Annotated in this window: 11 protein-coding genes and 3 tRNA genes; 6 read left to right on the top strand and 8 right to left on the bottom strand. The window is 58.5% G+C overall.

Annotated elements, in window-relative coordinates; translation table 11 throughout:
* On the bottom strand, positions 1–207 hold a 207-nt coding region (locus AC1DF8_RS17125; protein WP_234839814.1), incomplete at its 3' end, for a GTP-binding protein.
* Between the two features lie 387 nt (positions 208–594).
* Here AC1DF8_RS17125 and AC1DF8_RS17120 point away from each other — a divergent pair.
* On the top strand, positions 595–804 hold the full coding sequence (locus tag AC1DF8_RS17120; RefSeq protein WP_478154235.1) for a hypothetical protein: 210 nt from the start codon (positions 595–597) through the stop codon (positions 802–804).
* 35 nt (positions 805–839) lie between these two features.
* On the opposite strand, the gene AC1DF8_RS17115 is transcribed toward AC1DF8_RS17120, so the two are convergent.
* Both AC1DF8_RS17115 and AC1DF8_RS17110 read right to left on the bottom strand, forming a co-directional pair.
* Positions 840–913: transfer RNA gene (locus AC1DF8_RS17115), tRNA-Gly, on the bottom strand.
* A 25-nt stretch (positions 914–938) separates the two neighbouring features.
* A tRNA-Tyr gene (locus AC1DF8_RS17110) sits at positions 939–1,023 on the bottom strand.
* A gap of 204 nt (positions 1,024–1,227) precedes the next feature.
* Between AC1DF8_RS17110 and rlmB the strand changes: the two genes are divergently transcribed.
* From rlmB to AC1DF8_RS17095, 3 genes are read left to right on the top strand one after another with little or no spacing between them, the layout of a single operon-like run.
* Positions 1,228–2,118, top strand: coding sequence for a 23S rRNA (guanosine(2251)-2'-O)-methyltransferase RlmB (gene rlmB / locus AC1DF8_RS17105; RefSeq protein ID WP_478154234.1), 891 nt, complete (start codon positions 1,228–1,230; stop codon positions 2,116–2,118).
* 58 nt (positions 2,119–2,176) lie between these two features.
* On the top strand, positions 2,177–2,461 hold the full coding sequence (locus AC1DF8_RS17100) for a hypothetical protein (RefSeq protein WP_478154240.1): 285 nt from the start codon (positions 2,177–2,179) through the stop codon (positions 2,459–2,461).
* Positions 2,462–2,519: 58 nt separating this feature from the next.
* Positions 2,520–2,663, top strand: a complete 144-nt coding sequence (locus AC1DF8_RS17095; RefSeq protein ID WP_162710083.1) for a hypothetical protein — start codon at positions 2,520–2,522, stop codon at positions 2,661–2,663.
* Between the two features lie 121 nt (positions 2,664–2,784).
* On the opposite strand, the gene AC1DF8_RS17090 is transcribed toward AC1DF8_RS17095, so the two are convergent.
* Both AC1DF8_RS17090 and AC1DF8_RS17085 read right to left on the bottom strand, forming a co-directional pair.
* A complete protein-coding gene (locus tag AC1DF8_RS17090; RefSeq protein ID WP_478154233.1) occupies positions 2,785–3,132 on the bottom strand; it encodes a hypothetical protein in 348 nt (115 codons plus the stop codon).
* A gap of 653 nt (positions 3,133–3,785) precedes the next feature.
* A tRNA-Thr gene (locus AC1DF8_RS17085) sits at positions 3,786–3,861 on the bottom strand.
* A gap of 263 nt (positions 3,862–4,124) precedes the next feature.
* On the opposite strand from AC1DF8_RS17085, the gene AC1DF8_RS17080 reads away from it, so the two are divergent.
* Together AC1DF8_RS17080 and AC1DF8_RS17075 are read left to right on the top strand one after the other, a co-directional pair.
* Complete coding sequence (locus AC1DF8_RS17080) at positions 4,125–4,898, top strand: NAD kinase (protein ID WP_112544494.1); 774 nt, start codon at positions 4,125–4,127, stop codon at positions 4,896–4,898.
* Between the two features lie 4 nt (positions 4,899–4,902).
* On the top strand, positions 4,903–5,433 hold the full coding sequence (locus tag AC1DF8_RS17075) for a hypothetical protein (RefSeq protein ID WP_478154232.1): 531 nt from the start codon (positions 4,903–4,905) through the stop codon (positions 5,431–5,433).
* 181 nt (positions 5,434–5,614) lie between these two features.
* Here AC1DF8_RS17075 and prfB read toward each other — a convergent pair.
* From prfB to AC1DF8_RS17060, 3 genes are all read right to left on the bottom strand, one after another.
* Positions 5,615–6,746 (bottom strand): peptide chain release factor 2 gene (gene prfB / locus AC1DF8_RS17070; protein ID WP_162710085.1). Its coding sequence is split into 2 segments (ribosomal slippage): positions 5,615–6,676 and positions 6,678–6,746, totalling 1,131 coding nucleotides; the frame shifts between segments, so codons are not numbered across the junction.
* Between the two features lie 120 nt (positions 6,747–6,866).
* Positions 6,867–9,326, bottom strand: coding sequence for a penicillin-binding protein 1A (locus tag AC1DF8_RS17065; RefSeq protein ID WP_112968090.1), 2,460 nt, complete (start codon positions 9,324–9,326; stop codon positions 6,867–6,869).
* Positions 9,327–9,584: 258 nt separating this feature from the next.
* Entirely contained in the window at positions 9,585–10,835 is a 1,251-nt protein-coding gene (locus AC1DF8_RS17060; protein ID WP_478154231.1) for an N-acetylmuramoyl-L-alanine amidase, read from the bottom strand.
* Positions 10,836–11,292 lie beyond the last annotated feature (457 nt).

Genomic DNA, 11,292 nt, shown 5'->3' with positions numbered 1-11,292 from the left:
GTTCGGCGTCTCATACTCGACGTGAGCCGTCGAAATGGTGATGCCGCGTGCCTTTTCTTCCGGGGCAGCGTCGATCTGGTCATACGCCTTGAACTCACCGAAGTACTTCGTGATCGCTGCCGTCAGAGACGTCTTGCCGTGGTCAACGTGGCCGATCGTGCCAATGTTGACGTGCGGCTTGTTGCGCTCAAACTTACTCTTTGCCATTTGAATGCTTCCTGTGGACGTAAAATGGGTGACCCCGGCGAACCGGTTTAGTGCCGCCGTTTAAGGCTTTCGGCGAAATTGCGCAAGACTTAATTGCAGACGCCATTCTTGGCGTGCCAGCGCATATGGGAGATAATTCGCAACCCGCAAGGCGATTCGCCCGCACTCTCCCGAAAACGCCTGGAATCCAAGGCAAAATCGAGAGGTATTGCCGCTTCCGGCTTTATTGAGGCAGGTGCCGACCGGTGCTTCCGCGAGCGATGCCCGGATGCCTTTCAATACCGGCGGCGCAATCCCTGCCAACAAGATTAGCTTACATTTTACCAATTGATTTCACCGAACGGGAAAACTTTCATGATATCCCTCTAATATACGGAGGGACACTCAATGCAATCGGAGAGCTATAGCAACCACTATTCGGCATTCACGGAAGACCATCGTGCGTTCGGCTATCCGCGTGACGACGACGATACGGATACGAACACGAGCATCAAAAGGAACACGGGCCAGTCGTCGGTCTTCATCGCCGGCATTGCCATAGGGGTGCTCGGCTACTGGATGATCGGCAATTTCATGAGCCTCGTTTTCGAGTTCTGAAAGCCGGCGCGATCCTGCGATGATATCGGAGAAGCTGGAGCGGGTAGCGGGAATCGAACCCGCGTATTCAGCTTGGAAGGCTGCTGCTCTACCATTGAGCTATACCCGCGGGGTTGGTCCGATCCAATGACGAATGGTGGAGAGAGTTGGATTTGAACCAACGTAGGCTGAGCCAACGGATTTACAGTCCGTCCCCTTTAACCACTCGGGCATCTCTCCAGTTTTTCGTCCGGATCTTGAAGACCAAGTTTGTCAGACGTTGAAGCGTTGCCGCCCCGTCGTCTGCGCCGCGTATATGACCGGACGATTTCAGTCTGTCAACACGATGACAATGGAAAAGACAGGAAAAATTTCATCGCCTGTTGAAAGCCGGCACATGAAAGAAAGCCTATGCGGCAACAGGCGCCATCGTTATAAAGCCGCATGAGCAAAGATAACAAATCCGGCGACAAGCCCGCCAACGACAAGTCCGCAAAGGACACGCATTACGCAACCTTGCGACGCGCGCATCGCGACGGCAAGCGCGAACGCGGTGAAATCCCGACACCCGCGCCACAGAAACGCAAGCGTGGTGGAGACGACTGGAAACCGCCCGCATTGGCTCCCGACCAGGTCTTCCTCTACGGCCTTCATACCGTTCGCGCCGCGCTCGAAAACCCTGAACGCAAGAACATCAAGCTGTCGGTGACACAGAATGCTCTGGCACGGCTGGAGATCGATCCGGATACGATCGGCATCCCGCTCGAAATGGTTTCTCCTCAAGATATCGACAAGGTGCTCGGCCCGGAGGCGATCCATCAGGGGGTAATGCTCGAAACACGCCCCCTGCCCGTCCGACGATTGGAAGCACTGAAAAACAGCCCATTGCTTCTCGTGCTCGATCAGGTAACCGATCCGCACAATGTCGGCGCCATCATGCGTTCGGCCGTCGCCTTCAATGCAGGTGCCGTTATCACCACCCAGAGACACAGCCCCACCGAATCGGGCGTGCTCGCCAAATCGGCTTCCGGCGCGCTGGAGCTCATACCTTATATACAGATCACCAATCTCTCGGATGCGCTCGGCGAGTTGCACAAGCTCGGCTTCTTCACGATCGGGCTCGATTCGGAAGGACCGGCAGCGCTAGAAGGCACTTTTTCGGGCGGCAGAATCGCGCTGGTTCTCGGCTCGGAAGGTAAGGGCCTGCGGCAGAAGACGCGGGAGACGGTCAACGCGCTCGCACGGCTCGATATGCCCGGCGCCATCAAATCGCTGAACGTATCGAATGCCGCTGCGATTGCCCTTTATGCGGCAAGGCTACACCTGAAAGCGTAGGCGGCAGCCGACAGGTTTCCGTTGTATCACGCGCAGTCAATTGAGAGCGGAGGCCTGCTTGGTGGCCATCGCGGTTGAACACCTGCCCTCATGGTCCATATTGGGCCTTGGAAAGAGCGCGCCGGTCGCTAAGATCGGCGACGCATTTTACCCTCGGGGCGTCGGTAAAAAGGAAATCCGCATTATGGCATTTCGACCGCTGATCTTCGGCGTTCTCTTCATCGCGGTCTTCGTCATGGTCATTTTGAGCATCATCTGGGTGGACAAGTCGCACCCTATCCGCCAACCCGATCCCCTGGCACCATCGACGACGCCATCCAATCCTCCTCCATCCGTGCAATAGCAGATCCGGAACCGGTAAAGCGGTCAGACGTTAATCCCCGCAGACAAACAGGGATTCAATGTCCATGCGCCTGATGATTGCCGTCGTTGTCGTCATGATTGCCTCCGTTCTCAGCATCGCAATGATGTCACCGTCCGGTGCGGGGCAGACCGGCAACGGGACGAAGATCGAATCGAGCGTGAACGAACCCGCGCAAAAGTGACTGCGCATCGCCTCATCGGACAAGGCGCAGACAATGCGTCTGAACCGATCAAGCAAAAATCCCGCCGCGAGAAATTGCGGCGGGATTTTTCTGGAGCTGGAATTACTTTCTCGGTTAGCGATCAGCTCCGGTAGAGCCAATAGGGTCCACCATGGTGGCGCCGCCACTCGTGACGTTCGCGCCAACGCTCTTCCCGCCACGGGCTCCAGCGGCGTTCATAGCCCCAGGCCGGGCGCCAGTAGCGACGCTCACGCCACTCACGGCGCTCTCGCCAGTCACGGCGATCGCCCCAATCGCGATCACTCCGATCGCGGTCACCCCAATCCCGATCGCCGCCGCGGACCTGGACAATATCGCCCTGTTGAGCGACTGCCGGACGGTCGAGAGGGATGGCCGCAGCCGGAGCTACAGCGGAAAACAAAGTACCGGCCGAAAGGGCGGCTGCTAGGAGAAGACTGGAGATCCTCATGGCTCACTTCCTCGTTTCTGATGAAGCGAGAATGGCCTGATGTCCCTGAATTGCTGCTGAAGCGAGCCTTCAGTCTCTGTTCATGTAGTGGAATGGCCTTTTAAAGCCGGTGCCCCCGCGCTTGCTTATTGATAGGCCGCCGTTAAAGCTGTTGAAGCGAAATGGAGCGGTCAATTGTGCGCCACGCCCCTTGCCTATGTCCGGTATAGCGACATTTTCCATTCCGGTGCGTTGTCAGGGAAGGTGATCATGAAGAGTAGGCTCCGGACACTCATAGTTAGCGCCGCACTGATCGGGGTGAGCATGCTCGCTTCGTCCTGCACGACACACCCGGCTCCGAATCGCCCCGATTTCCAATATCAGCCCAGGAATTCCGTCAATCCCGCCTGCGCCCACGGGTTCAGGCCCACCAACGCGCTGTCTTGCAGCTACTGAAGTGTTCAAGTCGCATCGCGAAACTTGACGCCAGTACCGTTTCCGTTCGAATCGATAAAGCAGGACCACCTGCGACGACATCCCTCGTTCCTGAGGAATCACAGCTGCATCGGCAAAAGCCCGGAAAACACGGTAGTTCTCGAAATAATTTGCGCACAAAAAAACCGCCTCAGACGGGCGGGATTCTGATTAAGCGTTTGATATCGCTTGCGATTGTATGGTGCCCCCGGCAGGGTTCGAACCCGCGACCCCCTGATTACAAATCAGGTGCTCTACCAACTGAGCTACAAGGGCAATGCGTGCGAAGTAGCAGATTCTGATCTTTTGTAAAGAAAATTTGCCCTTTCCGGCTGTCCTTTGACGCTATCCACAGCGGCTGCCGATCAATGCACTGGTTGGGAAAAGCCTGCGAGGCTTGGATATGGACCTGTTGGTCCTTCGAATCGTCCGGCGATTTACGGGAGCCCAAGATCATCCGAACTTCGCCCGCAACGCAAAACGTCTTGTCGTACAAGCCCTTTATCCTTTAGCTAGAGCAGCATAACAAAGGGCATTGCATGGGCCGTTCATTTCAGACGCTTTCTTTTATCGCCTCGCCGACCACGGAAGCACTCGCCGCGCGAGACGAATTGATTCGCCTTTATGGCGACGTGCCTGCGAACGAGGCCGATGTAATCGTTGCGCTCGGCGGCGACGGCTTCATGCTTCAGACGCTGCACAGCACGATGAACAGCGGCAAACTCGTCTACGGCATGAATTGCGGCTCGGTCGGCTTTCTTATGAACGACTACAAGACTTCCGACCTGCATGACCGCATCTGTGCCGCTGTCGAGAATGCCTTTCATCCGCTGAAGATGACGACATCCAATGCCGACGGCAGCAAGTCCTCGGCGCTTGCAATCAACGAGGTCTATCTTTTCCGGCAATCCTATCAGGCAGCGAAGCTCAGGGTGGAAATCGACGGACACGTGCGATTGGAGGAATTGATCTGCGATGGGTTGATGGTGGCAACGCCCGCGGGCTCGACGGCCTACAATCTTTCGGCACACGGCCCGATCCTGCCGCTTGACGCGCCTCTTCTCGCCATGACGCCCGTGAGCGCGTTCCGGCCGCGGCGCTGGCGCGGAGCGCTGCTTCCCAACCGGGTGACCGTCGACATCCATATTTTGGAAGCCGAGAAGCGGCCGGTGAACGCGGTCGCCGACAATACGGAGATCAAATCCATACTCCAGGTGCGCATCGCCCAGTCCGAAGATATGACGGCACGCATCCTTTCCGATCCTGACCGCTCCTGGTCCGACCGGATTCTGGCAGAACAGTTCGAGGATTGAAATGATGGCGATGCGGCAAGCAGTGATAATGGCGCTCCTCGTTTCGGGATGGTCGGTCGCCGCCGAGGCGGAGACCGTTCATGACGACATTCTCCCGGCCTCGATCATCTTCGCGACCAGTACCGGCTATTGGGAAGATGACGGCAATTCGCTGCCGGTGGAACGTGCCCCGACAACCACGCAAAGCGTCAGCGCACAAAGTGTGAGCGGCGGGGCTGCCAAGCCGGAGCAGCGGCACGGCTATTACAAGCTTTTTGCCGTGCGTCAGGCGGACAAGACCTCAAGAGTCTTTCTGCAGCAGATCGCGCAGATAGACGACGGACCTGCCATTCTTTCGACGGTCGAACTGCAGGAAATCAGCGATCTCAAGCCCTATATCACTGACATCCGGCCCGAAAATTCGAGCGGCTTCATCAAGGAACCCGGCCTTTTCGCCACCGTCTATCTGAAGACCGATCCGGCTGCCGAGCCCGACGGCTGGACAGTGCTGATCGACGAGTTTGGGGACATTACCGTGGAGAAGGCGACCAACTGAGGTCGCGGACTATTCATCGGGGCTAAGCCGTTAAACCTGGCTTTCGAGAAGACCCACTCCACGACGAGACGCGACTGGGCTATCGGGAGACGTTCGTTCACGGAATGAACATTTCAGCGGGTATCTGAAAATAGAAAAGCCCCGTTTCCGGGGCTTCCTACCTCAATCTGATTTTTGCAGTTTAGTCGACGTCGTCGACGACCGCATCGGCTGCCCCGCTGATGCGGTGAGCGAGTGCTGCTTCCATGAACTCGTTCAGATCGCCATCGAGCACGTCATCGGGAGCGGTGCTCGCAACGCCGGTGCGCAAGTCCTTGACGAGCTGGTAGGGCTGCAGAACGTAGGAGCGGATCTGGTGGCCCCAGCCGATATCCGTCTTGGAAGCGGCTTCGGCGTTGGCGGCGTCCTCGCGTTTCTTCAGCTCCGCTTCGTACATGCGGGCGCGCAGCATGTCCCAGGCCTTGGCGCGATTCTTGTGCTGCGAACGCTCCTGCTGGCACTGCACGACGATGCCTGTCGGTATATGCGTGATACGCACGGCCGAGTCTGTCGTGTTGACGTGCTGGCCGCCAGCGCCGGACGAACGGTAGGTGTCGATACGGCAATCACTTTCGTTGATCTCGATCTGGATCGAGTCATCAACGACGGGGTAGACCCAAATCGACGAGAAGGAGGTGTGGCGGCGCGCATTGCTGTCGTAAGGCGAGATGCGCACCAGACGGTGCACGCCCGATTCGGTCTTCAGCCAGCCATAGGCGTTGTGGCCCTTGACGAGCAGCGTTGCGGACTTGATGCCGGCCTCTTCGCCGTCATGCACTTCCAATAGCTCGACCTTGAAGCGCTGGCGCTCGGCCCAGCGAGTGTACATGCGCAGAAGCATGTTCGCCCAGTCCTGGCTTTCCGTGCCGCCTGCGCCGGAATGGACTTCCAGATAGGTGTCGTTGCCATCGGCTTCGCCTGACAGCATGGCTTCGACCTGTCGCCGGGCCGCCTCGGCCTGCAGGCTTTTCAGAGCGGCCTCAGCTTCCTTGACGATGCTTTCGTCGCCTTCTTCTTCCCCGAGATCGATGAGCTCGACATTGTCGGAAAGCTGCTGTTCCAGCGCCTTGACGCCATTGATGCCGTCATCGAGCTGCTGACGCTCGCGCATCAGCTTCTGGGCTTCCTGCGCATCGTTCCAGAGGTTGGGGTCCTCTGCCTTGTTATTCAACCAGTCCAGTCGTCTTACCGCCTGGTCCCAGTCAAAGATGCCTCCTCAGCAGGGTGATAGCCTGCTTGGTTTCATCGACTACGTTCTGGATTTCCGCTCGCATTTTCCTGCTTCTTTGCTTCGGTATTCTGTGAGTGCCGGGGTATTCTGCAAGGCTGGTGACATAGAGACGCCCGCCGCGGATGTAAAGAGCCGTGGCGGGCGCAAAGGCAATCGGTCTCGATCAGAACAGGCCGGGCGTGTTGGTCTGCACCGCCTGGTTTGCCTGGGGCGACGTACGCAGGATTTCTTCCGGCGCCATCGTGCCATCCATGCCGATGACGGAGAAGCTGTCAGCGGGACCGGTGCCCGGCTTGAAGGCTTCGATGATGGTGCCTGGCTCGCCATCGGCAGCAGCCATGCCGGTCTTGCGGTTGATCGCGATCATGTTCATGCCGGCCGGGACCACGAATTTGGATTCCGGCATATCCTTGACGGCCGCCTGCATGAATTCATTGAAGATCGGTGCCGAGAGAACGCCACCCGTACCGCCGCGTCCGAGCGGTGCCGGCGTATCGAAGCCGAGATAGAGGCCCGCCACCAGATCCGGCGTGAAGCCGACGAACCAGGCGTCCTTTTCATCGTTGGTCGTACCGGTCTTGCCGGCAACGTCACGGCCGGAGAGATCGACCTTGCCAGCAGCCGTACCGCGCTGGATGACGCCCTGCATCATCGAGGTGATCTGGTAGGAGGTCATCGGATCGAGAACTTGCTCGCGGTTGTCTACGATGTTGGGTTCTTCCTGGTTCTGCCAGTCGCCGGCATTGCAGCCTTCGCAGAGACGCTCTTCATGCTTGAAGATCGTCTTGCCGTAACGGTCCTGGATGCGGTCGATCAGGGTCGGCTTGATCTGTTTGCCGCCATTGGCAATGACCGAATAGGCCGAGACCATGCGTAGCACCGTCGTTTCGCCCGAGCCGAGCGACATGGCGAGCAGCGGCGGCATCTTGTCGTAGACGCCGAAACGTTCGGCATATTCGGCAACGATATTCATGCCGAGGTCATTGGCGAGGCGCACCGTCATCAGGTTGCGCGAATTCTCGATACCGGAGCGCAGCGTCGAGGGGCCGCCGACTTCGCCGCCGTAGTTTTCCGGCTTCCAGACCTGACCGCCCGAAACGATCTCGATCGGCGCGTCCATGATGACCGAGGCCGGCGTGTAGCCGTTGTCCATGGCAGCGGCATAAACGAAGGGCTTGAAGGAGGAACCCGGCTGGCGCATCGCCTGCGTGGCGCGGTTGAATTCCGACTGGGCATAGGAGAAGCCGCCGACCATGGCGAGAACGCGGCCGGTCTTAGGGTCCATGGCGACGAGACCACCCTGCACCTTCGGCGGCTGGCGCAGACGATAGGAGGTCGAATTATCGCCGCCGAGGCGCTCAACGTAGACGACATCTCCGGCCGAGACGACGCCGACCGGCGACTTCGTCGTCTTGCGGTCGCCGGCGGCGGAGCGGAATGCCCACTGCATATCCTTGGCTGCAATCGAACCACGCTCGCGTTGGGCTGCGACCTTGCCGCCGCCATCCTTGGGCGGCTGGAGGCCGATATCGACGCTGTCACTGGAAACAGCGAGCACGACTGCCAGGCGCCATTCCGGCACGTCCGAGAGAGCAGGCACTTCGGCGAGCGCCGGACCCCAATCACCCGACATGCTGATCTGCTTGACCGGTCCATGGAAACCGCGACGTTCGTCGTAATTGGTCAGGCCGTCCTGCAGCGCCTTGCGCGCAAAGAGCTGCATCTGCGGATCGAGCGACGTGCGCACCGAGAGGCCGCCCTCGTAGAGCGATTTCTCACCATACTGATCGATGAGCTGGCGACGGACAGCCTCGGCGAAATAATCGGAAGCAAAAAGAGACGGCCCGCTGTTGCGGGCGGTGACGCCGAGCGGCTGCTTCTTGGCATCCTCGCCGTCGCTCTGGCTCACATAACCATTCTCGACCATGCGATCGATGACCCAGTTGCGGCGCTCAAGTGCTGCATCCGGATGGCGGAAGGGATGATAGTTGGCCGGGCCCTTCGGCAGCGACGCGAGATAGGCAGATTCGGCGATCGTCAGTTCGGTGACCGACTTGTTGAAATAGGTGAGCGAGGCACTGCCGATACCGTAGGAGTTCAGACCGAAAAAGATCTCGTTGAGGTAAAGCTCGAGGATCTTGTCCTTGCTGTAGGCCTGCTCGATGCGGAAGGACAGGATCGCTTCCTTGATCTTGCGGTCGATCGTCTGGTCGGAGGTCAGAAGGAAGTTCTTTGCCACCTGCTGGGTAATCGTCGATGCACCGACCGGGCGGCGGCCGGAGCCGAAATTCTGAAGGTTGACGAGGATGGCACGGCCAAGACCGGTCAGATCGACGCCGGGATGGTTGTAGAAGTTCTTGTCTTCGGCCGACAGGAAAGCAGCCTTGACGCGGTCCGGGATAGCCTGGATCGGCAGGAAGAGGCGCTTTTCCTTGGCGTATTCGGCCATGAGCGCACCGTTACCCGCGTGGACGCGGGTGGTGACCGGCGGGGCATAGCTGTTGAGCACAGCATAGTCAGGAAGATCCTTCGCGACATTCGCAATGTAGACGGCAACAACCGCCGCAGCGCCCAGGAACAGGACGCATGCTATCCCGAAGAAATATCCAAGAAGTCTAACCATATTTTTCAGCTACCGGTATTTCTAATCATTAGATCGGCGCAGCCGCACAATCGCACAGATCATGTCTCTTTGCACGTTGCGCGGCTTACTCCATGCGCGCTGGCGCTACAAGCCGATTTCGTCTCACTTGCGCGAAACATATAGATCGGAGTAACGGCGCGAATGTGAGCAAAATAGGGCCCGTCCTGCCACTTTCCGCTCCCCTTTCCGCAAGGGCTCCGGTTTAGGCGCGAGTGTCACTTCCAGGCAACGCCCGGTTTACCCGCCATTCGCCATCAGGCCCGTGCGGTAGCGCTTCACCGCATCGGCCAGGAGATCGGCCATCTTCAACCGCCAGGCATCATCGAGCAGGCGTTTTTCGTCCTCGACATTGGAGAGGAAGCCGAGCTCGAGCAGGATCGACGGAACGTCCGGCGCCTGCAGCACCCGAAAACCCGCGTGACGGTGCGGATTATTGATCGTGCCAACCTGATCCTTGAAAGAGGCAAGCACGCTTTCGGCGAGCGAAATCGAAAAGGCCTGCGTCTCGCGCCGCGTCAGGTCCAGCAGAATATCGGCGACCTCAGGCGGTTCGGCGGTCGTTTCCTTGCCGGCGATCTGGTCCGACAGGTTTTCGCGTTCGGCAAGATCGGCGGCGAGCTTATCCGAGGCCTTGTCTGAAATCGTATAGACCGTCGCGCCGCGAATATCCTTCTGCTTCAGCGTATCTGCGTGCAGCGAAATGAAAAGGCCCGCATGGTTCTGCCGGGCAATCAGCACACGCTGCGAGAGCGACAGGAATTGGTCGTCGTCGCGCGTCAGGAAAGCCTTGATGCCCGGCTCCTTGTTCAGGCGATCAGCCAGCGCCTTGGCGAAGGCAAGCGTCACCTGCTTTTCCTCTGTCTTCGTATCGACGCCGATGGCGCCGGTGTCGATGCCGCCGTGGCCGGCATCGACGGCGATGACGAAATCACCGGGTGCAGCCTTTTCCGGCTGGGGAATGGCACTCGTCGTCTCCGCCGCATCCGCCTTGTCGCTCCAGGATTGGGTCTTCACAAGCTCGGCGAATTTCTGCTTGTCGATCATTTCGGCATCGAGAACGAGCCTGTGACCATTGCCGCTCTCATCCGTCTGCACCTTGGCAAGGGCGAGTTGGACCGGGCGTGCCGCCGTCAACACGATGCGGGCGCTGCCTTCATCCATGGCGCCATAACGGATGTCCTTGAAGAGGCCGCGCGCCTCGAGATCTTTGGCCGGAAAGCCGAAAGCGGTTGCCGGCAGGTCGACGACGATGCGCTCAGGATTGGCAATATAATGGACGGAAAAACGGGGCTCGCGGTCGAAATCGATGACGATGCGGGTTCTAGCATCGTCGCCAACGATACGCGCTCCGTAGGCCAGCAAGGGATTCTTCGCGTCGGCGGCACTTCCAGGAACCGCGCAAAGCATTGCGAAGCCGAAAAGCCCCGCTGCAAAACCCAATTTTCGCCCTGCGGACAACTTCGCCGCGATCCGAAACCTCTTAAACAATAGCCCGCCACACCCTATTTACTCTGCGATGGACCTTACACCGTCCCCGCTGACGCCCGCTAGAGGCGAGCGCATACGCACCGACCCATGAATCGGGATCGTTTATCCCCGACAAGTTTATGCGATACGAAATCCATCAATATTATGGCACATTTGGCTTTTCCCTTGCTATTGTGACAGAGAAAACATACAACGAATTTTAGGGTAGAAGTGTTGACGGGATAGAGTCGCCGCAAGGCAGCCAGCCGGCCCCCGGACCTGGCGCCACAACCGGTAATCGTCCGCCGTCTAACGCATTTCCACTCGAGAACTGGATCCTGATTTTTCCGGCTTCGTGCTGGGATTTCATCGGTGGATCAGCCACCACGCTCTCAGGGAGCAAACTCATCGGACCCGAAACGGGTCTTTGTCATTGTCGATCACGCTTGGTTGTTGATGGTTTCGCAGCAGGTTTTAT

Source organism: Rhizobium sp. 05N49 (assembly GCF_056396805.1).
This window is presented reverse-complemented; position numbering and strand designations above follow the sequence as displayed.

Excerpts from the sequence above, each read along its gene's own strand:
- AC1DF8_RS17120 (WP_478154235.1), top strand. The coding sequence starts at position 595 with ATGCAATCGGAGAGCTATAGCAACCACTATTCGGCATTCACGGAAGAC.
- AC1DF8_RS17080 (WP_112544494.1), top strand. The coding sequence starts at position 4,125 with ATGGGCCGTTCATTTCAGACGCTTTCTTTTATCGCCTCGCCGACCACG.
- AC1DF8_RS17075 (WP_478154232.1), top strand. The coding sequence starts at position 4,903 with ATGGCGATGCGGCAAGCAGTGATAATGGCGCTCCTCGTTTCGGGATGG.
- rlmB (WP_478154234.1), top strand. The coding sequence starts at position 1,228 with ATGAGCAAAGATAACAAATCCGGCGACAAGCCCGCCAACGACAAGTCC.
- AC1DF8_RS17090 (WP_478154233.1), bottom strand. The coding sequence starts at position 3,132 with ATGAGGATCTCCAGTCTTCTCCTAGCAGCCGCCCTTTCGGCCGGTACT.
- AC1DF8_RS17095 (WP_162710083.1), top strand. The coding sequence starts at position 2,520 with ATGTCCATGCGCCTGATGATTGCCGTCGTTGTCGTCATGATTGCCTCC.
- AC1DF8_RS17065 (WP_112968090.1), bottom strand. The coding sequence starts at position 9,326 with ATGGTTAGACTTCTTGGATATTTCTTCGGGATAGCATGCGTCCTGTTC.